The 20,137-nt window shown below is 64.3% G+C and carries 28 protein-coding genes, 1 pseudogene and 1 riboswitch; of the genes and pseudogenes, 10 read left to right on the forward strand and 19 right to left on the reverse strand.

Translation table 11 applies throughout. The features are described from left to right. Positions 1 to 192: 192 nt before the first annotated feature. The gene (locus NKH54_RS15770) at positions 193 to 1,077 is read right to left on the reverse strand and encodes an NmrA family NAD(P)-binding protein (RefSeq protein WP_353028531.1); all 885 of its coding nucleotides are present in this window, start codon (positions 1,075 to 1,077) and stop codon (positions 193 to 195) included. Positions 1,078 to 1,280: 203 nt separating this feature from the next. On the opposite strand from NKH54_RS15770, the gene NKH54_RS15775 reads away from it, so the two are divergent. Then, positions 1,281 to 1,589 (forward strand): hypothetical protein, encoded by a 309-nt coding sequence (locus tag NKH54_RS15775; protein ID WP_023693854.1) that lies wholly within the window; start codon positions 1,281 to 1,283, stop codon positions 1,587 to 1,589. A gap of 67 nt (positions 1,590 to 1,656) precedes the next feature. Here the strand turns inward: NKH54_RS15775 and NKH54_RS15780 are convergent, their stop codons facing one another. Both NKH54_RS15780 and NKH54_RS15785 read right to left on the reverse strand, forming a co-directional pair. After that, a complete protein-coding gene (locus NKH54_RS15780) occupies positions 1,657 to 2,256 on the reverse strand; it encodes a DUF6456 domain-containing protein (RefSeq protein WP_353028532.1) in 600 nt (199 codons plus the stop codon). Between the two features lie 326 nt (positions 2,257 to 2,582). Then, positions 2,583 to 3,275, reverse strand: coding sequence for a GcrA cell cycle regulator (locus NKH54_RS15785; protein ID WP_353028533.1), 693 nt, complete (start codon positions 3,273 to 3,275; stop codon positions 2,583 to 2,585). An 80-nt stretch (positions 3,276 to 3,355) separates the two neighbouring features. On the opposite strand from NKH54_RS15785, the gene NKH54_RS15790 reads away from it, so the two are divergent. Both NKH54_RS15790 and NKH54_RS15795 read left to right on the forward strand, forming a co-directional pair. After that, positions 3,356 to 3,556 (forward strand): hypothetical protein, encoded by a 201-nt coding sequence (locus NKH54_RS15790; RefSeq protein ID WP_023709399.1) that lies wholly within the window; start codon positions 3,356 to 3,358, stop codon positions 3,554 to 3,556. A gap of 260 nt (positions 3,557 to 3,816) precedes the next feature. After that, complete coding sequence (locus tag NKH54_RS15795) at positions 3,817 to 4,479, forward strand: LexA family transcriptional regulator (RefSeq protein WP_023689008.1); 663 nt, start codon at positions 3,817 to 3,819, stop codon at positions 4,477 to 4,479. 171 nt (positions 4,480 to 4,650) lie between these two features. Here the strand turns inward: NKH54_RS15795 and NKH54_RS15800 are convergent, their stop codons facing one another. The 4 genes from NKH54_RS15800 to NKH54_RS15815 form a co-directional block, all read right to left on the reverse strand. After that, positions 4,651 to 5,658, reverse strand: coding sequence for an ABC transporter substrate-binding protein (locus tag NKH54_RS15800; protein WP_353028534.1), 1,008 nt, complete (start codon positions 5,656 to 5,658; stop codon positions 4,651 to 4,653). Next, positions 5,655 to 6,437, reverse strand: coding sequence for an ABC transporter ATP-binding protein (locus NKH54_RS15805; RefSeq protein ID WP_023705167.1), 783 nt, complete (start codon positions 6,435 to 6,437; stop codon positions 5,655 to 5,657). Before NKH54_RS15805 ends, NKH54_RS15800 begins: the two co-directional genes overlap by 4 nt. Beyond that, the gene (locus NKH54_RS15810; RefSeq protein WP_023743872.1) at positions 6,434 to 7,276 is read right to left on the reverse strand and encodes an ABC transporter permease; all 843 of its coding nucleotides are present in this window, start codon (positions 7,274 to 7,276) and stop codon (positions 6,434 to 6,436) included. Before NKH54_RS15810 ends, NKH54_RS15805 begins: the two co-directional genes overlap by 4 nt. 255 nt (positions 7,277 to 7,531) lie before the next feature. Continuing rightward, positions 7,532 to 8,140, reverse strand: coding sequence for a YkoF family thiamine/hydroxymethylpyrimidine-binding protein (locus tag NKH54_RS15815; RefSeq protein ID WP_353028535.1), 609 nt, complete (start codon positions 8,138 to 8,140; stop codon positions 7,532 to 7,534). Then, positions 8,131 to 8,243: riboswitch (TPP riboswitch) on the reverse strand. (Overlaps the previous gene by 10 nt.) Before the next feature lie 203 nt (positions 8,244 to 8,446). Here NKH54_RS15815 and NKH54_RS15820 point away from each other — a divergent pair. Both NKH54_RS15820 and NKH54_RS15825 read left to right on the forward strand, forming a co-directional pair. Continuing rightward, a pseudogene (locus NKH54_RS15820) lies at positions 8,447 to 8,836 on the forward strand (GSU2403 family nucleotidyltransferase fold protein); the annotation flags it as partial. A gap of 250 nt (positions 8,837 to 9,086) precedes the next feature. After that, positions 9,087 to 9,338: a hypothetical protein gene (locus NKH54_RS15825; protein WP_023805605.1), complete on the forward strand. Its 252-nt coding sequence runs from the start codon at positions 9,087 to 9,089 to the stop codon at positions 9,336 to 9,338. Between the two features lie 159 nt (positions 9,339 to 9,497). Here NKH54_RS15825 and NKH54_RS15830 read toward each other — a convergent pair whose 3' ends face one another. From NKH54_RS15830 to NKH54_RS15845, 4 genes are all read right to left on the reverse strand, one after another. Then, positions 9,498 to 9,737 carry a DUF2934 domain-containing protein gene (locus tag NKH54_RS15830; RefSeq protein WP_023684825.1) on the reverse strand — a complete coding sequence of 80 codons (240 nt, stop codon included), beginning with the start codon at positions 9,735 to 9,737 and terminating at the stop codon, positions 9,498 to 9,500. A gap of 92 nt (positions 9,738 to 9,829) precedes the next feature. Then, positions 9,830 to 10,045, reverse strand: a complete 216-nt coding sequence (locus NKH54_RS15835; protein WP_023670360.1) for a hypothetical protein — start codon at positions 10,043 to 10,045, stop codon at positions 9,830 to 9,832. A 98-nt stretch (positions 10,046 to 10,143) separates the two neighbouring features. Next, positions 10,144 to 10,473: a DUF1236 domain-containing protein gene (locus tag NKH54_RS15840; protein ID WP_023693863.1), complete on the reverse strand. Its 330-nt coding sequence runs from the start codon at positions 10,471 to 10,473 to the stop codon at positions 10,144 to 10,146. 341 nt (positions 10,474 to 10,814) lie between these two features. Further along, a complete protein-coding gene (locus tag NKH54_RS15845; protein ID WP_353028536.1) occupies positions 10,815 to 11,117 on the reverse strand; it encodes a hypothetical protein in 303 nt (100 codons plus the stop codon). A 160-nt stretch (positions 11,118 to 11,277) separates the two neighbouring features. On the opposite strand from NKH54_RS15845, the gene NKH54_RS15850 reads away from it, so the two are divergent. Together NKH54_RS15850 and NKH54_RS15855 are read left to right on the forward strand one after the other, a co-directional pair. Next, a complete protein-coding gene (locus NKH54_RS15850; RefSeq protein ID WP_023705173.1) occupies positions 11,278 to 11,607 on the forward strand; it encodes a hypothetical protein in 330 nt (109 codons plus the stop codon). 140 nt (positions 11,608 to 11,747) lie between these two features. After that, positions 11,748 to 11,978 (forward strand): hypothetical protein, encoded by a 231-nt coding sequence (locus tag NKH54_RS15855; RefSeq protein WP_023702926.1) that lies wholly within the window; start codon positions 11,748 to 11,750, stop codon positions 11,976 to 11,978. A 20-nt stretch (positions 11,979 to 11,998) separates the two neighbouring features. On the opposite strand, the gene NKH54_RS15860 is transcribed toward NKH54_RS15855, so the two are convergent. From NKH54_RS15860 to NKH54_RS15870, 3 genes are all read right to left on the reverse strand, one after another. After that, positions 11,999 to 12,220: a hypothetical protein gene (locus NKH54_RS15860; RefSeq protein ID WP_023670355.1), complete on the reverse strand. Its 222-nt coding sequence runs from the start codon at positions 12,218 to 12,220 to the stop codon at positions 11,999 to 12,001. A 264-nt stretch (positions 12,221 to 12,484) separates the two neighbouring features. Next, positions 12,485 to 12,892, reverse strand: a complete 408-nt coding sequence (locus NKH54_RS15865) for a heme-copper oxidase family protein (RefSeq protein ID WP_023733947.1) — start codon at positions 12,890 to 12,892, stop codon at positions 12,485 to 12,487. A 153-nt stretch (positions 12,893 to 13,045) separates the two neighbouring features. Next, positions 13,046 to 13,282, reverse strand: a complete 237-nt coding sequence (locus NKH54_RS15870; RefSeq protein WP_023670353.1) for a hypothetical protein — start codon at positions 13,280 to 13,282, stop codon at positions 13,046 to 13,048. A gap of 233 nt (positions 13,283 to 13,515) precedes the next feature. Here NKH54_RS15870 and dinB point away from each other — a divergent pair, with 233 nt between their 5' ends. From dinB to NKH54_RS15885, 3 genes are all read left to right on the forward strand, one after another. Next, on the forward strand, positions 13,516 to 14,757 hold the full coding sequence (gene dinB / locus NKH54_RS15875) for a DNA polymerase IV (RefSeq protein ID WP_353028537.1): 1,242 nt from the start codon (positions 13,516 to 13,518) through the stop codon (positions 14,755 to 14,757). A 285-nt stretch (positions 14,758 to 15,042) separates the two neighbouring features. After that, on the forward strand, positions 15,043 to 15,141 hold the full coding sequence (locus NKH54_RS15880; protein WP_023670351.1) for a hypothetical protein: 99 nt from the start codon (positions 15,043 to 15,045) through the stop codon (positions 15,139 to 15,141). Between the two features lie 59 nt (positions 15,142 to 15,200). Further along, a complete protein-coding gene (locus NKH54_RS15885; RefSeq protein WP_023684816.1) occupies positions 15,201 to 15,299 on the forward strand; it encodes a hypothetical protein in 99 nt (32 codons plus the stop codon). 191 nt (positions 15,300 to 15,490) lie between these two features. Here NKH54_RS15885 and NKH54_RS15890 read toward each other — a convergent pair whose 3' ends face one another. The 5 genes from NKH54_RS15890 to NKH54_RS15910 form a co-directional block, all read right to left on the reverse strand. Beyond that, a complete protein-coding gene (locus NKH54_RS15890) occupies positions 15,491 to 16,666 on the reverse strand; it encodes a hypothetical protein (protein ID WP_353028538.1) in 1,176 nt (391 codons plus the stop codon). A gap of 144 nt (positions 16,667 to 16,810) precedes the next feature. Continuing rightward, the gene (locus tag NKH54_RS15895; protein WP_353028539.1) at positions 16,811 to 17,692 is read right to left on the reverse strand and encodes an EamA family transporter; all 882 of its coding nucleotides are present in this window, start codon (positions 17,690 to 17,692) and stop codon (positions 16,811 to 16,813) included. Positions 17,693 to 18,273: 581 nt separating this feature from the next. Continuing rightward, positions 18,274 to 18,855 carry a dihydrofolate reductase family protein gene (locus tag NKH54_RS15900; protein ID WP_352888962.1) on the reverse strand — a complete coding sequence of 194 codons (582 nt, stop codon included), beginning with the start codon at positions 18,853 to 18,855 and terminating at the stop codon, positions 18,274 to 18,276. A gap of 165 nt (positions 18,856 to 19,020) precedes the next feature. Further along, positions 19,021 to 19,557, reverse strand: coding sequence for an SRPBCC family protein (locus NKH54_RS15905; RefSeq protein WP_353028540.1), 537 nt, complete (start codon positions 19,555 to 19,557; stop codon positions 19,021 to 19,023). Beyond that, positions 19,554 to 20,000 (reverse strand): ArsR/SmtB family transcription factor, encoded by a 447-nt coding sequence (locus NKH54_RS15910; RefSeq protein WP_023747864.1) that lies wholly within the window; start codon positions 19,998 to 20,000, stop codon positions 19,554 to 19,556. Before NKH54_RS15910 ends, NKH54_RS15905 begins: the two co-directional genes overlap by 4 nt. Between the last annotated feature and the right edge of the window lie 137 nt (positions 20,001 to 20,137).

Below are 20,137 nucleotides of genomic sequence, written 5' to 3' on the forward strand. Positions count from 1 at the left end.
TCGCCAATCGCCAACGTTGCAGGAAAAGCGCCGCCGTCGCGGCCAGCCCCTTCTCCCCGTTTACGGGGAGAAGATACGGCAGCCAGATGAGGGGCGGCGCGGCGCCTGAAAGTAATGGCTCGTTCAGCGACTCGCCAGGTTCAAGTTTGATTCACAAAACCTCTCTAAGCCACTGTCTTACAATATTAACTTTTACGCGGCACCCTTCAACAGGTCTTCCGGCCGGCCCTCGACGAGCGCGGCAATATAGCTTTCCAGGCTGGTCGTGCCGCGCTCCGGGTTTTCCGGCTGCATCGGCTTGTCCAGCGTGGCCCCGGTCATGCGGGTGTAGGACTCGGCCGCCGCTTTGGAGAAGCCGAGTTTTTCGTAGGTTTCTGTCCAGCGCTCGCACGGCACCGTGACCACGCGCACGTTTTTGCGCAACGCCGCACTGAAGGCTGCGGCGACATCGGCGGCTGAGTAGCGCCGAGGGCCCTCGATATAGTGCGTGCCGGACTTGTCCGTCGGCTCCAGCAGACGTCTCGCCGCGGCCTCGCCGAGATCCTGCGGCGCCACCATCGGCAGCTCGAAATCCGCCGGGAAGAAGGAGGTGATGACGCCGTCGCGCCGCGCCGTCTCCAGGGCCTGATCCCAGTTGCTCATGTAATAGGCGGCGCGGTTGATGCTTGCCGGAATGGCCTGGGCCTTCAGCTTCTGCTCGAGGCCGTAAAGGACGGTGAGATCGCCGACACCCTCGCCGGCCTGCGCGCCGTAGGTCGATTCCGCCACCAGCTTTTCGAGGCCGGAGCCCTCCAGCGCCGCCGCAATGGCGCCAACCGTCTTGCGCTCCTCGGCGTCGGTGTCGGTCGATGGATCGGCCGGCGGGTTGAGCAGAAACGCCCGCTTGCCGCGCCGCAAGACTTCACGCAGCGCCTCGACATCGAGCACATCGGCAACCGCGGCCTCCGCGCCCTGTTCAACCAACCATGCGGCCTTCGACTCGTCGCGCGTCACCACCGTGACATCCTTGCCCTGCCGCAACAGCGCCATTGCCGCCGCCGAGCCGACATGGCCGGTACCTCCAAGAATGACATGCATGGTCTCGTCCTTCCCTTGCTGATTCATGCCGGATTAATGGCTGGGGCGGCGAAGGGTTCAAAAATCGGGGGACGATGCTGACAGGAGGTGACGCTGACTTTCCTCGCAATGCACGGCGCAGGGGTCGTTCGCATCTTGCAAAATTATGGAACGAGGTCGTGCCCAGCGAGTTATATTAGCGCAACCTTGAATAGGAGGCAGCTATGAGAAAGCTCCTGCTTGCTTCGGCTATCGCTATCACTGCGGCGGCGGCGATGATCGCCCCGGCGAATGCCGGCGGGCGCGTCGTGATCGGCATCGGCAACGGCTACTATGACGATGACTACAATGACAGCTATGGCGACTATTACGATCGCTACGCTCCTCGCCCCTACTACCAGTATGATGCCTACGATAACGGCTTCAGGTACCACAGGTATCACAGGCACCATCGCCATTGCCGTATAGAGTTGGTCAAGCATTGGCGCCATCATCACAGGATCGTCGAGGAAATTCGCGTTTGCGAACGGTGATCCGATAGGGTGAAACCGGTTCGGCCGGCATCTGCCGGCCGGCCGCTTCACTACGCGGCTGCCGGCCTTATCGCGGCTTCCGCATCAGCATCATCCCGTAATCCACGGCCAAAAGGTCGAGCCCGACCTTCAACAGCTTCACCACCACATCTCGTCCCTCGCCGGTGCGTTCGGCGAGCGCCTTCACCGACTGGCCTTCGAGGCAGATTTTGCGAACCACCTCCGCCACTTCCCAGTGGGCCATGGCGGCGACGGCGTGGGTGTGGGCGCCGCCGGCGTTGAGCACGCGGTCGGGGATGCCGCCATTGATGCGGCCGCCGTCAATGCGCTCTTCCCACGGCATCGGCCGCAGCCCGTCACGCGAGGCGCGCTCAAAATCGTCGCGAAACCGTTGGCCGGCCTCGCGTTGCTGGCGCGTCAGTGAGGTGATGCCGACCAGCGGATCGACATTGCGCACCCGCACGATGCCGCCGGTCGCGGTGTAGCCGTCATTGGAGACCTCGTAGACGCGCCGCGCCTCTTCGGTGCCGACGCTCAACCGCTTGCGGCCGAAGCGATCGTCCTTCAGCGCGAAATCATGGCCGATCTCGCGGCGGATGCGCACCTGCTCGGCTTCGCCCGCAGGCAATTTCGGCGGTTTGGCTTTCTGCGCGGTTTTTTTGCTCATCGGGGGATCCTTGTGGGATTGGGTTGTTGAGCCGGAAGGTTGGCGTTCCTTCGCGCCCCCCTCTGCCCTGCCGGGCATCTCCCCTACGAGGGGGGAGATTGGCAGTTTCGGCGGCTGCGCCTCTGCAACGTTGGCAATTGGCGAAATCGGCGGCGATATCCGATCGCCCCCCTCGTGGGGGTTGAGGAGTGGTCCGCGAAGCGGACGGAAAGCCAATTGCTTGGCTTTCCGAGCGACGAACGTCCGGCAGGACAGAGGGGGCGCTGTCCCGCCGGCTTTCGGTCATTGGTGGGGTCGTCCGGAGGCGAGGAACGGAGCCCAGCCGCTCACACCATCTCCGCCACAGGCCGGTGGAAGCGCGCCTGGTGGTATTCGCAGTAGCTTTTCAGCGCCCTTGTGCGCAGGCCGCAGCACAGCATCTCGAGCCCCGGCCGACTGCCGGGAGCATCGTTGTCGGGGTCTTCCTCCAGCGTCAGGTCGAGCGGCGCGCGGCAGCGGTCGAACAGGCAGTCGATGAAGCGCATGGCGGCGACATGCGGCTGACGCCCGAGCGAGGCAGGGCGCGGCGCCGGCACATTGAAGCGGTAGATTTCGCCGTCCACCACCAGCCGTCCTTCGCCCGGGATCGAGGGCGCCGGACGGGCTGGCAACAGAGGCCTGGCCGATGGCTGACGGCTCGGTTTGGCGGCCGGTTTGACCGGCGCGGCCTGCTTCGAAACTCCTACTTCCCTTACGAGCTTGCTTGGCTGCGCCGGCGGATTCCTCTTGGCGGTATTCTCGTTTGCCGCAGTCTTCCCCGTCGCATTCTTCCTCGGTCGGCCGCCGGACCTGCCGCCTCTGGGGTTGGCGAAGCCGATGGTCTTCAACGCGCTGTTGCGATGGACGATGCCGATGACGGCATTGCGCGAGACCGGACTGCCGCGCAGCGCCGTGAAGCGGACGGCGATCCCTGTGGCCGACAGGCCATCCCTCAGCCAGACGGCGATCTCCTGCAATTCGGTGTCGGTATAGGCAGTCATGTCGGTATCCATTGATTGCGCGCGCAAAGGCCGAGCGCCGGCCCCGAGGGCCCACGGGAAAAAATCAGAGCGGATGGTTGGTGCGGTCAGCCGATACTGGCGGCCGGCAGCGAGCCGGCGAGATGCCGCAAGGCGGCTTCGGCGGCCGCTTTGGTGAGGGCGGAAACCGCCCTGCCCGTCAGCCGGTCGAACAGGATGACGGTGCCATCTTCCGTGCGGATGCAGGAAATACCCTGCCCGCCGGAGACAGCCCTTGGCGCACCGGCGGCGCCATGGGCTGAAGAGGTGGCCGGAGCCGGGAGAGGAGCGGCTCCGGCCGTTCCGGTCGATCGGGGGGACGACGGTTCGACCGGATCCGGGGCAGAAGCCCCGGTTTGCGTCCGGACCGGGGAGGAGGACAGCCCGGACGATGGGAGAAAGCTGAGGATGTCTGCGGAAACGCTTGCGATTTGTTCGATCATGCGCTAAGCGTACGATATGTACGAAACGTACGCAAGCGAAATCGTACATATTGGACGATAAATTTCAGGCAATTTGTACGATGCAGGAACCGAGGCACAGATTGCAGCAGGCGCGGGCGGAGGCGGGCTATGCCTCGCCGAGCGACGCTGCGCGGGCATTGCGCGACATCAACAAGAACACGCTGATCAGTCACGAGAACGGTAACCGGCCGCTGTCGCGCAAGGCGGCGGAGAAATACGGCCGCCTGTTCGGCGTCGATCCCGGCTGGCTCTTGTTCAACGGCGACGGCGGCAGCCTTTCGGGTGGCCATTTCGGCTTTGACGAGTCGGGCCGGCAGATCCCGATGCCGTCGCTGGCCACCGTCGACGTGCCCATCGTCTCATGGATCAGCGCCGGCGAACTCGGCAGCCAGGACATGGTGGTCAATCTCAGCGACTATCCGACCATCCCCACCACCGATCTGGAGCAGGGCCAATGGATTGCTCTGCGCGTCGACGGCCCGTCGATGAACAAGATCTCGCCACCGGATTCGATCATCTTCGTCAACCTCAGGGACAAGCGGCTGGTGACCAATGGCTGCTACGTTATTTCGGACGAATCCGGCCAGGCCACCTACAAGCGCTACCGCCCCAACGAGAACCCGCCCTTCCAGCCGGCCTCCTACATGGACATCCCGCCGCCGGCGCTGGAAGGCGCCATCACCATCATCGGCCGGGTGAAGCGCTCGATGATCGATATGTGAGGGAGAAGGCGGTGAGGCGCAATCTCCCGCCTCGAGGGGAGATGGCCGGCAGGCCAGAGGGGGTCGCCGCGCGTAAGGCGCTGACGTCCTGTGTCCGCGATAGGAAGTCGCGTCAGGACGTACCGACCCCCTCTGTCGCCTTCGGCGACATCTCCCCCTCGAGGGGGGAGATTACGCGCCCAAAAACTCGTTCGTAAAATACCCCCCGAAATCCGGCTTCTCCTTCAGAACCTTGCCATCGCCATCGAGCAATATGCCGGCCCTGAAGAGGTAGGTTCCGATCGCCTTGATCTTGGCCTTGTCGACGGTGCCGATGACGCCGGCATGGCTTCTGAGGAAGTGCCCGTCGACGAGCATCTTCAGCGAAGCGTGGATCAGCGCCGGGTCGGTCAGCGCATCCCTGTTGGAAGCGATCAGCAGATCGCCGGCTTCCTGCGGGTGATCGCAGGCAAATTGGTAGCCGCGCCGCGTTGCCTCGACGAAGGCCGATGCGGCCTTCGGGTTTGCCTGGAGATATGCATTGCTGGAGGCGATCAAGGTGGTGTGCTCGTCGGGCACGCCGTAATCGGCGTAGCGGAAGCCGCGCTGCCTGACGCCTTTCAACTCGGCAGCGACGCCTTCCCAGGTCGAGACCTCCAGCGTGAAGTCGACCGAGCCGTTGGCCAGCGCCTCATAGGCCGAGGTGCCGAGCGTCACCGTCTCGAAAACGCCCTTGCCGCCATCGTGGCGGATGATGGTCGAGATCAGCGTGTTTTCCCAGGCGCTGCCGAAGCCGCCATAGGTCAGACCGTCGAGATTCCTGGGACTCTTGATCTCGCCGCGATCCGCGTTGAAGACCAACCGGCCGGTCTCCTGCTGGACCACGGCGTAGACCGCCTTAAGATCGGCGCCGGCAGCCCGCTGGGTAAACAGGCCGACGCCGGCAATGCCGAAATCGGCGATGCGGTTGGCGACCAGCGTGCCGGCGCCAGTATCGCCATAGGGCAGGATCTCAACATCGAGCCCGGCCTCGTTGTAGAATCCTTTGTCGCGGGCAACGAACAGGCCGACATGGTTGGTGTTGACCGTCCAGTCGAGCGCGACGGTGATTTTTTGCGCAGCCGCATGAGCGCGCGAGGCCAGCGGCAATCCGGCGGCCAGCGTCAGCAGCAAAGCCTGCCGGCGTGTGAATTCGGTCATGAAAAACTCCTTTGAGCGGTCTGCGGAAACAAGCCCCGGTCAGTCCCGGGATTGAGCAGCGTGTCGAGGATGTCGGCTTCGAGCGCGGCGGCCTGGCGCGCGGCATCGCTGCCGGTGGTGCGCGGGCGCGGCAGCGGCACGGCAATCTCGCCGATGATGCGGGCCGGCCGCGCCGACATCAGATAGATTCGATCGGAGAGGTAGACGGCTTCGCGCACGTCATGGGTGATCAGCAGCGCGGTCCAGCGGTGGCGCTGCCACATGCCTTCCAGCCAGCGCTGCATACCCGCGCGGGTCAGTGCATCCAGCGCGCCAAAGGGCTCGTCGAGCAGCAGCATGTCGCGCTGCTGCACCACGGTGCGCAAAAGGGCGGCGCGCTGGCGCATGCCGCCGGAAAGCTCGGCCGGCCAGGCGCGCTCGAAACCGGCAAGGCCGAACTCAGCGAACAATGGCGCAACGGACGCGCGCGCCTCGCGGCGCTTCATGCCCTGCACCTCCAGCCCCAGCGTCACATTGTCGATGACGCGTCGCCACGGCATCAGCGCGTCGCGCTGCGGCATGAAGGCGAAGGGGCTGCCCTGCAATGGCGCGCCGTCGAAGCGCATGTCGCCCTCGCCTTTCAGCGCGCCGGTCAGCAACTGGAACAGCGTCGACTTGCCGGCGCCGGAAGGGCCGAGGATGGAGACGAACTCGCCGGCCGCGACATGAAGCGAAATGCCGGCGAGCACCTCAAGCGCGCCGAAGTTCTTCCTGATGTCCCGGAGTTCGAGCCGCGTCATTGACGGTTCTCTTCTGCAGCTTCAACCTTGCGGTCGCGGCTTTCGCTCCCTGCATTCTCCCAAGGCATGGCGAAGCGCTGGACGAGCACCGCAATGGCGAACAAGACAAGCGTGAGCGCGGCGCTGACGGCGACCGCGGCGAGCACCAGATCGGGCCGAAAGTTGTTCTTGGCATTGAGCATGTAGATGCCCAGCCCCTTCGCCGCCCCCGCATATTCGGCGAAGATCGCGCCGACGACGGCATAGGTGATGGAGATGCGCAGCCCGGCGAAGAAATAGGGCAGCGCCGAAGGCAGGCGCGCCAGCCAGAAGATACGCCAGCGCCCTGCCCCCATGGCGGCGAGCATCTGCGAAATCTCCTTGCTGGTCGCAGCAAAACCTTCGACCAGCGCGACCATCATCGGGAAGAAGGTGACGAGCGCCACAAGCAGGATCTTTGGCATCAGCCCGAAGCCGAACCACAGCACGATGAGCGGCGCGATCGCGACCAGCGGCAAGGTCTGGCTGACGATCAGCAGCGGAAACAGCGCGCGGCGCAGCGGGGCCCAGAAATCGACCAGCGCCGAAAACACGAAGGCAGCGACCAACGAGCAGGCGAAGCCGGCTGATGTGGCGCGGATGGTGGGCAGCGTGTTGTCGGCCAGGGCGGCGCGATGCTCCCAGGCCTGCTGCAGCACGCGCGACGGCGCCGGCAGCACGGTGGGGGCGACACCGCCATAGCGGGCGTAGAGCTCCCAGGCCGCGAGGAGCAGGGCGAAGGCGAAGGCGGCGGGGATGGTCTTGGCGATGCCGGCGGCTAATCTCCCCCCTCGAGGGGGAGATGTCGCCGAAGGCGACAGAGGGGGTCGTCTCGCATAGAGCGCCCACGCCTTGCCGATGCGAAAAGGACGTCGGCGCTCCACGCGCTGGGACCCCCTCTGGCCTGCCAGCCATCTCCCGCTCGAGGGGGGAGATTCGTGGGCATCGCGGTCTTCGCCAATCGCCAATGGCTCCCCTCCTCTTTGTGCTGAGGGGTCAGAGGCATCTCCTCCACGCAATGGGTCAGATAAACCAGCCACGGCAATATCCTCAAGGAACGACGCTTGAGCCGCGGCTCAGACGGCGCTCGGGCTGTTCGCCGAGATCGTGATGTCGAGGGTGACGTGGCCGGCGCCGGGGCCGAAGCGGCAGAAGGCCTCGTTGAGCGTGGCAAACACGGCACCGGCATCGCCACGCAATTTGGTGCAGAAGTTCTTTGAGCGCTCAAAGACGCCGGACTGTTTCAGGAAATCGATGCAGCCGTAGATCTCGTCCATATGGTCGCCCGTGCCCATAACGTAGAGCGAGAACTGCGCCGCCGCCGGCTGGCCGGTCGACGGCGTGGCCTGGACAGCGCGGATCGCGGCGATCTTGCGCTCGTCCAGCGGAATGGCGGGGCCGCCGGTCTCGTCGGAGCGGCAGATCGGATCGTCGGGCTCGCCCGGACAGCCGCGCGAGACCGCCGCCGAAAGCACGCAGTGCTTGCCGCTTTTGGCCGCCGCGACGAACAGGTCGCGCATGGCGGGAAACAGCACCTCGGGCGGCCCGACCATAAGCGTCGAGATGTCGTCGATCTCGATCCGCAGCCGGTCGCGCCACGGATCGAGCGCGCCGAGCGCGCCAAGGATGACGCCGACGAAATCGTCGGTCATGGGATAAAGGGAAATCTGTGCGCCTGAAAACATCGCCCGCCTCGCTCCGCTGGTATTATCCAGATCAGCTTTAGGGTCCGAAGGCTTGCCGCCCTCATCTCAGCCCCGACCATACGGAGCACCCCTGTGGATGAGCGGGTTAAAGCACCGTTCGCGGCATTGGGGAAGCCGTTTGTTGAGGCACTGCGGCAAAGTGTTTTGGGCCAGACGTGCCGGGCGCCCCGGGCGTTAACAGACGACTCGTTGCGTTATAAGGTTTCCACGAACTTCTTATAACTGCGTTGAAATTCAAGCTGATAAACGTAATTATAAGAAAACGGCAGAGACTCCGCGCAGCCCTTACGGTTTCTGGATTTCCTTATCCGCGACCCCATCCGGACTGTGCTCCTGCATCGCTCGGGCTTGCCTGTGCTGGTCCCCTCGCCCCAGCGCTACGCCATCCACAAGCTGATCGTCGCCTCGCGACGCGGGCCGAGCGCTGGCGCCAAGCGGGAGAAGGATCTCCATCAAGCGCGCCTGCTGACCCAAGCGCTCGAAGCCACGCGTCGCCAGGACGACCTTGCCTTCGCCTTCATGGAAGCGTGGGACAAGGGCGAAAACTGGCGCGAGACGATCCGGCGCGGCCTGAACCTGTTCGACGCCGACACGAGGGAAACAGTCAACACCATCCTGGGAAAATCCCTCCGCGAAATTGGTGCGAGTCCTGAAGGATTCACGATACGTGATTAGCTGAAGCGACCGCTGCTATATTCATTGTCATCGTCCCAACTGTACGAAATTGGCTTGACGCTCATTCGTACATAAAGTACGATATCTCTTTTCGCAGAGAGGAATGTCCTTGAGCACAGCGAACCATGTTGCCTTCGCCGATCTCTCTCGTCCTTTGCCGTCATCTCCGTCGTTGCCGCCGCCTTTATTGCCGCCCCCTTTGTTGCCCTTGTCATTCGATCAGTGCCAACGCCTCGCCGGGGCCTGGCGAATGGCCAGCCAGGACATCGCCGACGACATCCGCTTCATCCGCCAATATCTGAAAGTCGTTGCCGAGAAGGACGAGAGGCTGTCGACCGGCACCCTTGTTCACAGCCGCGCCTATGTAGAGGCCTGCGCCGGCTGGCTGCCACAGACCGTGACGCGCTATCTGCGCCACCTGCGCCAGATCACCGAATGCGAACTGGCCATGACAGCTGCCGGCATTTGCTTTGCGCTGTCGAGTTATGCCTGGGAGGCATGAGGGCGCCTGTCGCCAAACACAAGGAATTGCGCTGCCCGTCGCAGGCGCAATTCGTCAGGTTGAGAGGCTCGGGCGGGCCTGAACGGCGGGCGCCAAGGATGGCCCGGCCAGCGAATTCCGGCCTTGCTTTATTTCGACTGGCCTTATTTCGACTTGGCCTTATTTCGATTTGGCTTTGCCGGACTTTGCGGCGGCAGGCTTCGCTGCCTTTGGCTTGGCGGCTGCCTTGGCGGGCTTGGCGTCAGCTTTCTTCGCCGCCTTTTTTGGCTTGGCGACCGCGCCATCGACTTCAGCCGTGGCCTGCTCCCAGTGTTCCTGATGCGCGCCTTCAGGCCGGCCGGCCTTTTCCCAGATCTCGTGCGCGCGCTGGCGAATGCGGTCCTGTTTGTCGTCCGTCACTTAAGCCTCCGTGGTTGGGTCCGGTCGGTTGGTCCAGATTCCACGAAAACATTAGCCGAAAATTCGGCCGGCGTCTTGAGTGACGAGACATCTCAGCGCGGGTCGGAAATCACCGCAACGCCGAGCAGCGCCGCTTTCTTGACGATCAGCCCCGCGAGGTCGGCATCCGAACGATCGGTGCCGGTGCGCTCCCGCAGGAGCGCGATCGCTTCCTTCATCGATAACAGCGCCGTGTTGCGCTCGGCCAGCAACTTGTCGCAACACGCCGCAACATTGGCGGAGTTCGGAGTCTCGACATGCGGCAACATGGCAATTCTCCTTTCATCATGTTCGTCATTCGGCCCTGCCGCCCTTTTGGGAAGAACGACAGGGCCGTATCACCGATGAATGGTTAGGTTATCGAGCGTTACTCGACCACCTCGACAATCCTGCGCGTGCCGGGGTCGACCAACACGGTATGGTTGTCGACGACGGCATATCTGTACTGAACGTCGGGAACCTCCTGCAGCTCGACAGTGTCAGGCAAGGCAGTGCCGACATTCAATTCGACGCCGAGCAGATTGACCGAGGCAAGCGGATGTTTCTTTACGTACTGGTGCACGACCGTGCGCTGTTCCGGGGTGATGATCACCTGCTGCTGTGCCGGCTGCGTGACGATGACCTCGTCGGCGGCGGCAATGCCGATACCAGCGATCATGGCGAGCCCGGCGACGGCGGGAATAAGGATGGTTTTCATCTTCGTCTCCTGTCGTTGTTGGCGAGCTCCGCCGTGTTCCCGCATGAGGCGAAAACAGCGCAGATCGAGGTGGCGGGCTCCTGGAGGCAAACGCAGCCGGTACGGTCTTGTTCCGCAAGCGGAGACTAAATTGATCGGCTTCCCGGTCATGCCAGCAGAACCCGCACCCGCAAGATTCGCATTGAAGCACAATCCCTCAGGAGACCTTCGACATGGATGATGCACGGCTCCAATTCCGGTGGCGATTGCGGCCGGCGCCGGCATTGATCCGGTGACCGCGTCGCCCGGCCAAGACCGGAACCGACCGCCTTCGTGCCACGCCGTGAAGTTTCAAGCAAAGGTCATTGCTCCGGCGGCTGCGCAGGCACCTCGCCAGGCTTGATCACCGGCGTCTTGCCCTGATCCGGCGGCGGCTGCGTCATACCCTGGTCACCACTGGGCGGCGGCTGCAGCACGCCGCCGCAGGGACCGAGCGTGCTGGTCGATTCGCCGCCGCCATTGGCGAGCGGCGGCTTCTGACCATCGTCCTGAGGCTGCGCCTGGCAAGGCGCGGCAGGGCCGTGCTGGTCGCCATTGTCCTGCGCAGCCGCCGGGTCGGCCAGCGCCAAGAGCAGCACGCATGGGATGAGGGGGAAAGTCTTCATGGTCCAGCTCCTCTGGATTCATCTCCTTGGCAAAGCAGACTAGTCCTTGGCAAAGCAGACTGGCGGCAATTGGTTCCACGGAGATGGAGTGGTTGCCGGAACCTGACAGCCGGAAGTGAGTTCCACCTTCTCGACGCAAAGCCGCCCGGAGGAGGCAATCATGGAAGAACGAAACAGAAAACCCAATGACGAGGTCGAGGCGCCACCGAGCAAAAACGATGCCCGCGACAGGATCGCCAATGACGAGGTGGAAGCGCCGACGCCGCGCCGGCAGGATTGGGATGCGCTACGTGGCGCAACGGTCCTGCCCGACGGAGCAGATGAGGAAAGCCTGCCGGACACCACCGGTGTCGAGAAGGAAGGCGAATTGCCCGAGGAGGATGACGACAACCCCTACCAGGACAGTGACGATGCCTTGCCCGACGACGCCGAGGAAGCCGCCATTGGTCACGATCTGGCGAGGCGCGGCGGCCCGTTCGACGACGTGTAAGGCAGCGACCGCGGACTTCCGAGAGGTTTCCCGGGACGTCCACGCCGTCACCAGTTGGACCAAGGATGAGCTGAAGGCGATGCCGGAGCATCGCGATATTTCGAAGGATCCGGCTGGCCGGATCCTTCGTTTAAGGCGCCTTGGCGGTTTGGCTTAGCCCTTGTGGTCAAGGGCTGGACGGCGACAATCTCGGCACCTTCGACAGCCGAGAAGCAGCCGAGAAGCACGAACGCGAAGCCCAATATTTCAAGCGCCGTCGAGGCCGCTCGCCTGAAATCTTCAAAGTGCGCAAGAAATCCCCGCCGCGGGCGGTGCAGACACGCTCCGGCATCGCGGCGCTGCGAACCGGGCCATCGACCGCCGGCACTTGAGTGCCGACGGGCTCTGACCTTCAATTCGACCCGGGATCGCCGAGCGCCTCGGTGACGAAGGACGCCGCGATCAGGTCGTCGGCGTCGAGGCGTAGGGAGCCTTCGACACCTCCCATGATGGCTGCGACCTTCTGGAAGGTCTGCATCTCGTGTTCAGTAACGCTGGCGTCTCGCATCCTGGCTTTCAGATCGGCGATGCGTCGGCCCAGTGAGGCCGACGTTCCGATTTCTCTGTTCGACATGGTGGCCTGCTCCTCCCCCAACCCATGCTGTGGACGTACTCAAGGCTGCCTATATAAGGCAGCGCGAATACAGTCGCCGCAACGCGCGATATCTGGGAAGGTTCCGGCGCCAAATAGTCACGAAATAATACGTGGTGGGACTCGGGTATGTTAAGCGCCGACGCGGCGATAGACACCGCAGCCAGCGGCTGCGGCCATCGGCCTGGCCAACCCGTGTCGCGGGTCGCGAACGCGAGTCGGACTTTGATCGCCGCGCGCGAACAGTCAGCGAGAGGCCGGAACCACGCCGGACACCGAGCGCGCCGTTTCGGGCGAAAACACCACGAAAGCAAAAACCAGAACGGCAGCGGCGATAATGAGCGAGCCGCCGGCGACGATCGGTTCAAGCGCCGGGTTTCCCTGCAGCATCACATACAGCGCCGGCAGCATGATCACCAAGCCGAGAGTGTAGAGCCCGTAGTGGATCATGGCGATGCGACGCGCCGCCTTTTGCGGATTGAGCGCGTAGTAGCCGCCGAAGATGGCGCTCGTCACCCAACCGAGCAGATTGATATGCGCGTGCGCCGGAAAAGCGGCGTGGTCACCCGAGATCGCCATCTGCAGGCCGGCCGCAATCCCCAACATCAGGAACAAGATGGCAGTTTTGAAAAAGAGTTCTGAAACCCTCGGCATGTCATTTCTCCCCCTATGCGGTCTGCGACCGCTTGCGACCTGGAGAATACACCCACGCGCAGAACTTTTCCACGCCCCGCTTATGGGCCATGCCTGCACAGCTTTTTGCACGCTGTTCGACTTTTCTGGCTGCCACAACCCGGCGCCGCCCCGCTACGGCGTCAGCAAGATGTCGGCGCCCGCTCGCTCGTCGAACACCACCGCGCAGCCGCGCCCCAGCGCCACTGCCGACAGCGCGTTGGCCACCGTCTCGTCCGGCGATACGAAATCACCGGTCAGCACTCGCAACTCCTCCACCGCCCTGGCCATTGACACGCAGTGCCCGGCAACGCGATCGCTCGTGCAGGCGTCAATGACGCTGACGAGGTCGATCATCTCGAACTGGCCCATACCGGCCTCCACAAAAACAGCGTCCCGTCGCGGATATGAACGCCGAGGCGAGAGACAATGTTCCGCAGGTCCGATGCCCAGGCGGAGCACTCGACAGCCCGACCTGGAACGGGCAGGCCAGCGACAACGGCTTCGCTTGACAATAGGCCCTGTTTGTTCTCTATTTGTTCGGCAAAAACGCCTCTCACAACAGACGCGGCTAATGCTGCAACGCCGCAAAGGGAACGGTCGGGATGGAGCCCACCATCCTGCATGCGGATCTCGACGCCTTCTACGCCTCGGTCGAGCAGCTGCTCGACCCGGCGCTCAGGGGCAAGCCGATCGCCGTCGGCGGCGGCATCGTGCTTGCCGCTTCCTACGAAGCCAGGGCTTTCGGCGTGCGCGGCGGCATGCCCGGACGACGCGCGCGCGAGCTTTGCCCCGGACTGATCTTCGTCGGCGGCCATTTCGCCGACTATCAGCGGCTGGGCGACGCCGCCATCAAGGTGCTCGACGATTTCACGCCGCTGGTCGAGCGGATTTCCATCGATGAAGCCTTTGCCGACGTCGCCGGCTGCACGCATCTGTTCGGGCCGCCGGCCGAGATCGCCGCCACGGTGCGTCGGCGCGTCCGGGCAGAGCTCGGCCTGCCGATCTCGATCGGCGTGGCGCGCACCAAGCATCTGGCCAAGATCGCCTCGCAGGTGGCCAAGCCCGACGGCCTGGTGGTGGTCGATCCGAACACCGAACTTGCCTTCCTGCATGATCTGCCGGTTGGCCTGATGTGGGGCGTCGGCCCGGCGACCAAGGCGCGGCTGGCCGAGATCGGCATCGAGACCATCGGCCAGTTGGCAAAGACGCATAGCGGGGCGCTGCGAAGGTTGCTCGGGCCCGCCACCGGCGAAAAGCTGGCGTCGCTGGCATGGAACCGCGACCCGCGAAAGCTCGAAACCCACAGGCGGTCGCATTCCGCCGGCGCGCAGTCGGCGCTTGGCAGACGGCCGGCCGAGGCGCGTATCTTCGGACCCGTGCTGCTGCATCTGGCAGACCGGGTCGCAAGCCGGCTCAGGGCGAAATCACGGCCCGGGCGCACGGTGACGGTGCGCGTGCGTTTCGCCGATCTGCACGCTGTCACACGCTCGCTGACGCTCGATCAGCCGATTTCGGCAACCGCGATGCTGGCCGAAATCGCCGGGGAGCTGGTGCGCGGCGTGCTGGCCGCCAACCCTCGGGAGAAGACCATCTCGCTGCTGGCGATCTCGGTGTCGCAGCTAGAAGAAAGTGCCGAGCTGCAGCTGGAGCTGCCGCTCGGGCTTGCCGATGAAAAGCAGCGGCCCGGCAGCAGGCAAGGCCTGGCGCGCTTTGGCGCCGACCGCGCCATCGACAAGATCCGCCAGCGCTTTGGCAGAGAGGCTGTCGACTATGGCGCCGTGGCGCTGGAAGCCCGGCGCTCGGTTCCCGATGCCTTCCGCGAACTGGCGGAGAAGGAACTGTGAGTGCGGCGCGACGGCAAGGCCAATGTTTAGGCTGGGCCAGTCCGCGCTGCATTGCCGCTCTGTTTGAGCAGGCCGACCAACCAGGCCAGACCCGCCGCAGTTTCGGACATTTTTCGCACCGCAACCCGGCCACGCCATGCACGCCCAAGAACAACGATTTCTCGATGAAGGTGGATTTGCGGTTAACGCATCGGCGCCAAGAAAACCCGGGACGGGACGACGGCGCCGCGAAGGTTGACAGTGCCGATCCGTCTGGCATTATCGCGTAAGCCTGGAGGATTCACTATGAAGAAAACCTATTCGAAGCCTGTTCTGGTCAAAAAAGGCAAGCTTTCGCAGGTTACGGCGCTCGCCAATGGAGCGGGTTCCGGCCCGATCGAGTGAGGTCGTTGAGTCGGACTGTCGCCTGATCTGGCGGCCTCGCCTGACACTGGAGATGCGGCATGAAGAAGACCTATTCGAAGCCGGTGCTGGTCAAGAAGGGCAAGCTCTCGCAGGTTACAGCCGACAATGGTAACGGCTCCGGGCCGGTCGCAGTCTAGCAGCCGATTATCCGACGCCTCGTGCCGTCTGGCCGGGAACAGGGCTTTGGGTGCCCGACGTGGAGAGTGGAAAATGAAGAAAACCTATCTTAAACCGGTGCTGGTCAAAAAAGGCAAGCTCTCGCAGGTCACCGCGAACGGTGCTTCCAATCCGCGATAAACCCTTTCACCCCGATTAATCGCGACACGCTTCAGCGCACAACCACCAGATCGTCGAGCACGAGCTGCCAATAGTGGCTCGTGGAGAGGCGCACGCGCGTCACCGCCGCCAGCATCGGCGCATAGTGGACGGGCGCCAGTGCCGACAGGACGATCGTGTCGCTGGCGATCAGCCGGTCGCCAAGCCAGCTCTCGACCAGTGCGGTTTCGCCTTCGGACTTCAACCATGCCGCTGTCAGCATCACGGAATGGAACCCGAACGGTTTGTCGCTCGAGAATTCAGCCGGGTGTCCGCTGCTCGTATAGCAGACATGGTCTCCCGAGATATTGCCGTTGACGTAGCCTTCGCTGCCTTCGGTATGATCGCGCGCCAGTGCGTTCAGGTTGAACCAGGTCAACCCGGCATAACCGGACGGCACCTTGCGCAGGCCGCGCGTCGTGACATCGTCGAAACCGATGGCCTGCAAGGACGCGGCGCTGTCGACAGCCGCGTTCTCGGGCGACAGCAGGCCGAGCTCGGTCGGGTAGGCCGACAAGGCCAGTCGTCGTTCCATGCCACCGCCGGTAATTTCGATCGCGTCGGCGTCATCGGGCAGATCGAGACGGAAGCCAGCCCCAGCACTTAGCGGATGCACTGCCACCTCTTGCCCTTTCGCCATCACCGAGATGCTCGCCGAAGCACCGTCCGCTACGCGGCCGCTGAGCCGGCGTATCGCAAACAGGCCGACCGGCTGCAGCATTGATTCCGAGACCAGCCCGGTGGGCGAGCCCGGCAGCGGCCGGAGGTGCTGCGACTGGACCTCGTTGGCGCTGCTCGAGCGCCAGCCGGGCGGAACCGACACGGTGAAGCGGTAGCTGCCCGGCACATGGATGGGCGCGGCCCGACGTTTCGCCGACGCCAGGAAATTGGCAAAGCCGCCGCGGTTGCTCCGCGCCGCGGCGACGAAGCGGCCGTCGCCATCATGCAGTCTGACCATGATGCCGGCCATCGGGCGGTCGCCGAGCCCGTAGCGGCCGTCGCGATCGGCATCGAAGTAGACAAAGGTCGAATGATTGAGCTTGCCGTGGTTGCCCGACCAGTCCCGGCGCACGGCGTAGTCGTTGGCCGGATCTTCACGAAGCCGGGCTCTGCGACGCGACCGCGCCAGCCGCCAGGCCAAAGCCGCAACGACAGCGGCGAGCCCGACAAGGAGTATTGCCTTGATCACGGACGGCTCAAGCAATGCTGTCGGCCCTGCTCATCTGGATCTCCTGCGCATACATCGATCATATATCGATGCTGCAGGCGCTTGAGCAACCGGACACGGGACCGGCGGACCACGGCATCGGCGTCACATACCCATTTCAGGCACCTATTCCGGCGATGGCACCGGCGGCCTGGTGGTCAGCGCGGCTCCGAAGGCGGCGACGACCACGGCGGCGATGCCCGCGCATTGCAACGGGCTCAGGATCTCGTGCAGGAACAGGAAGCCGGCCAGCGCGCCCAGCGCCGGCTCCAGACAGGTCAGCGTGCCGTAGAGCCTGGCCGGCATCCGGGTCAGCGCCACCATCTCCAGCCAGAACGGCAAGGCGCTGGAGAACAGCCCGACCAGCAGCGCGCTGACCAGGATCGCGGGTGCGATCAGGCCGGTACCCGCCTCGGCGAGGCCGAACGGCAGGGCGAGAGCAGCGGCAATGACCAGCCCGTAAGCCGTGGTCTGGCTGCCGAGCTCGGCGCCGGCCTTTTGCGCAAAGACGATGTAGAGCGCCCAGCAGCCGCCGGCGGCCAGCGCCAGCATCACGCCTATCGGGTCGAGTGCACTGCCGGAGTGGATGAAGGGCGACAACAGCAATATGCCGGCAACGGCCAGCACCACCCAGACGAAGTCGGTGGCGCGCCGCGACGACAGCGTCGCCACGAGCAGCGGGCCGGAGAATTCGAGCGCCACCGCGACGCCGAGCGGAATTCTGGCGAGCGCTGCATAAAACAGCAGGTTCAGCGCCGCGAGGTTGACGCCGTAGGCGATGAGCCAGGGCAGCACGGCGCGCGACGGCCGCACCCGCCACGGCCTCAGCACCGCCGCCAGCATCAGCGCCCCCACGACCAGCCGCAGCGCCGTGGTGCCGTTGGCGCCAATCAGTGGAAACAGGCCCTTGGCGAAGGTGGCGCCGATCTGGATCGACACCATGGCGCCAAGCAACGCGCCGATCGGCAAGCCCTTCGCTTCAGCTGCGGCAATCGGCGTCGACGTCAATTCCAGTCCCTCCCCGCGCGCAGCCGGCCGTAGCGCAGGCCGGAGATAGGGATAAAGGGCCTGGCTGTCGTGTGGCACGAGCGGGCTGTTGATAGGGCAAGGGTGGGAGGCGAACGCCGACGCATTTCCTCTCCCCCGTCGATCAGGGGAGAGGTGTCGAGCGTAGCTCGACGGATTGGGGGTCGACCGTTCATCCGCCTGATTGCCTGCTTGCAGGCGTTTCGCCCCTCGCTCCGTCGCTCCTGTTTTGCGGCGACCGTGGGTTTCCTGAGCGCCTTCCCCCACTCCGTCGCCGCTTCGCGGCGCCACCTCTCCCCCCTCCGGAGGGAGAGGAAAATGCCAGCTCGCATAAGCTCGCGCCCTTCCTCTCCCCCGTCGATCGGGGGAGAGGTGTCGAGCATAGGTCCACGGAGTGGGGGTCGACCGTTCATCACATCCGCTGATTGCCTGCTTGCAGGCGTTTCGCGCTCGCTTCCGTCGCTCTGTTTTGCGGCGACCGTGGGTTTCATGAGCGCCTTCCCCCACTCCGTCGCCGCTTCGCGGCGCCACCTCTCCCCCTTCCGGGGGGAGAGGAAAAGAAGCTAGCTCGCCAGCCCATACACCAGGCTCACACGTCCATCCAAAAGCGCCTCGGCCTTGCGCAGTTCCAGTCCGTGCCGGGCGTGCACCGTGCCGAACAGCGCCTTGCCGTCGCCGGCGAGCAGCGGGTAGACGATGAGCCGCATTTCATCCACTAGCCCCGCCTGGATCAGGCTGGCGGTGATGCGGGCGCCGCCCATGAGATAGATGTTCTTGCCGGGCTCGCGCTTCAGCGCCGCGATGTCGTCGAGGCTGCGCAGGAAGCGCGTCGAGGCCCAGGCGGCCGAAGTCATGGTGTTCGACAGCACATAGTGCGGGGTTTTCGCGGCAAAGCGCGCCCATTCGAGTTCGGCCGGGTCGACCAGTCTGCCGGTCATCGGCAATGGCTGGTCCGGCTCGTTCTGTTGGATCGCGCTCCAGTAGCGCTCATAACCGGCATACATGACGCCGCCGAGCAGGCAGGCATCGATCTCAGGCATCAGGCCGTATTCCTCCGACCAGTTGTCGACCCAGTCGGCAAAGCCTTCGGGGCCTTCGATCTTGCCGTCGATGGAGATCTTCATTCCGGTGATCAATTTACGCATGACTTCCTCCTTCGGGCTTGCGGGATGCAAGCACGTTGCCTGGTTTCATTTCCGCTGGCGCGCCGCGGTGTCTGGCGAAGGCGCGTGTTTCGCCGGCCCCTGCGCCGGCATCCGGCGCAAGGGATCGATGGTGCCCGGTTGGACCGGGCGATGCGTTAGGTCAGGTCAGGCCGGCAGGCGCCGGTCGTATTCCGCCACGATACGGCTAAAGCTGTCCCAGAACGGTTCGGGCTTCTCGGCCGCCACGCGGGCAACCAGGAGGTCGAGATGCACGTGCCAGCCTGCGGCATGCATCATCAGGCTCGAGCGGTCCGGCAGGCGGCGGTGGACCAGGGTAAGCAAGACGTCGTCGCCGCGCTGCGCCAATTCGAAGGTGACATTGCCGCTGCCGTTCCAGGTGATGGTGAGCTTGCGCGGCGGATCGCATTCGACGATCTGGTTGTGCATCCGCTGCTCGCCGCCACTGAAGCTGGCCGGCCTGTCGCCGGGCGGGTCGGTCAGTTCGTCATTACGCCAGACCAGCTCGAAGGAAGAGCCTTCCTCCATCTCCATGTCGCCGGCCGCCAGCCATTGGCGGCGCAGATCGCTCTGCGTCAGATATTCCCAGACGCGCTCCCTGGTTCCGGGTAAAAGCCGTTCGACCCTCAACGTGGCCGGCTGGATCAGCTGGGCGTAGCCGTCGAAGCTGTTCGTCTGGTTCATCGGTCGTCTCCCTCGGATGATGTTGGCCTGGATGTGTCTGGCTTGGGTGATTCCGGCTTGGATGGTTCTGGATTTGCCGGTGCCGGCGTTGACGGCGTTGTCGACGTTTTGCGCCCCGCCTCCTCGCGCAAAAGCTGTTCGAGGACATCGAGGCGGCTGTTCCAGAAACGCGCGTATTGGCCGAGCCACTGATAGGCGGTGGCCAGCGGGCGGGCCTCGAGGCGGCAGACATGGGTGCGCCCGCGCACTTCGCGCCGGATCAGCCCGGCATGCTCCAGCGCCTTGATGTGCTTGGAGGCGGCGGCCAGCGACATGGCGAAGGGCTGCGCCAACTCGCTCACCGTACGCTCGCCGCCGGCGAGGTGATTAAGCATGTTCCGGCGCGTGGCGTCGCCGAGGGCGTGAAAAACCTGGTCCATCTGGGGCGTCTCTAATTCAACCATGTAGTTGAATGTAGAGGCGCGATTTTAGATAGTCAACCGTTTGGTTGAATATTTTTTGGGGAGACGGAAAAGGCCGGCTAACGGCGATGGTTGGCGAAGCCGAAGAGGCGCGCAATCTCCCCCCTCGTGGGGGAGAT

The organism is Mesorhizobium sp. M1004 (assembly GCF_040318795.1).
Lineage (GTDB): Bacteria > Pseudomonadota > Alphaproteobacteria > Rhizobiales > Rhizobiaceae > Mesorhizobium.

Bases quoted from the DNA above. Each gene is read 5' to 3' on its own strand.
- NKH54_RS15770 (WP_353028531.1), bottom strand. From the start codon at position 1,077: ATGCATGTCATTCTTGGAGGTACCGGCCATGTCGGCTCGGCGGCGGCA.
- NKH54_RS15775 (WP_023693854.1), top strand. From the start codon at position 1,281: ATGAGAAAGCTCCTGCTTGCTTCGGCTATCGCTATCACTGCGGCGGCG.
- NKH54_RS15780 (WP_353028532.1), bottom strand. From the start codon at position 2,256: ATGAGCAAAAAAACCGCGCAGAAAGCCAAACCGCCGAAATTGCCTGCG.
- NKH54_RS15785 (WP_353028533.1), bottom strand. From the start codon at position 3,275: ATGACTGCCTATACCGACACCGAATTGCAGGAGATCGCCGTCTGGCTG.
- NKH54_RS15795 (WP_023689008.1), top strand. From the start codon at position 3,817: ATGCAGGAACCGAGGCACAGATTGCAGCAGGCGCGGGCGGAGGCGGGC.
- NKH54_RS15800 (WP_353028534.1), bottom strand. From the start codon at position 5,658: ATGACCGAATTCACACGCCGGCAGGCTTTGCTGCTGACGCTGGCCGCC.
- NKH54_RS15805 (WP_023705167.1), bottom strand. From the start codon at position 6,437: ATGACGCGGCTCGAACTCCGGGACATCAGGAAGAACTTCGGCGCGCTT.
- NKH54_RS15815 (WP_353028535.1), bottom strand. From the start codon at position 8,140: ATGTTTTCAGGCGCACAGATTTCCCTTTATCCCATGACCGACGATTTC.
- NKH54_RS15825 (WP_023805605.1), top strand. From the start codon at position 9,087: ATGGCCAGCCAGGACATCGCCGACGACATCCGCTTCATCCGCCAATAT.
- NKH54_RS15835 (WP_023670360.1), bottom strand. From the start codon at position 10,045: ATGTTGCCGCATGTCGAGACTCCGAACTCCGCCAATGTTGCGGCGTGT.
- NKH54_RS15840 (WP_023693863.1), bottom strand. From the start codon at position 10,473: ATGAAAACCATCCTTATTCCCGCCGTCGCCGGGCTCGCCATGATCGCT.
- NKH54_RS15845 (WP_353028536.1), bottom strand. From the start codon at position 11,117: ATGAAGACTTTCCCCCTCATCCCATGCGTGCTGCTCTTGGCGCTGGCC.
- NKH54_RS15850 (WP_023705173.1), top strand. From the start codon at position 11,278: ATGGAAGAACGAAACAGAAAACCCAATGACGAGGTCGAGGCGCCACCG.
- NKH54_RS15860 (WP_023670355.1), bottom strand. From the start codon at position 12,220: ATGTCGAACAGAGAAATCGGAACGTCGGCCTCACTGGGCCGACGCATC.
- NKH54_RS15865 (WP_023733947.1), bottom strand. From the start codon at position 12,892: ATGCCGAGGGTTTCAGAACTCTTTTTCAAAACTGCCATCTTGTTCCTG.
- NKH54_RS15870 (WP_023670353.1), bottom strand. From the start codon at position 13,282: ATGGGCCAGTTCGAGATGATCGACCTCGTCAGCGTCATTGACGCCTGC.
- dinB (WP_353028537.1), top strand. From the start codon at position 13,516: ATGGAGCCCACCATCCTGCATGCGGATCTCGACGCCTTCTACGCCTCG.
- NKH54_RS15880 (WP_023670351.1), top strand. From the start codon at position 15,043: ATGAAGAAAACCTATTCGAAGCCTGTTCTGGTCAAAAAAGGCAAGCTT.
- NKH54_RS15885 (WP_023684816.1), top strand. From the start codon at position 15,201: ATGAAGAAGACCTATTCGAAGCCGGTGCTGGTCAAGAAGGGCAAGCTC.
- NKH54_RS15900 (WP_352888962.1), bottom strand. From the start codon at position 18,855: ATGCGTAAATTGATCACCGGAATGAAGATCTCCATCGACGGCAAGATC.
- NKH54_RS15905 (WP_353028540.1), bottom strand. From the start codon at position 19,557: ATGAACCAGACGAACAGCTTCGACGGCTACGCCCAGCTGATCCAGCCG.
- NKH54_RS15910 (WP_023747864.1), bottom strand. From the start codon at position 20,000: ATGGTTGAATTAGAGACGCCCCAGATGGACCAGGTTTTTCACGCCCTC.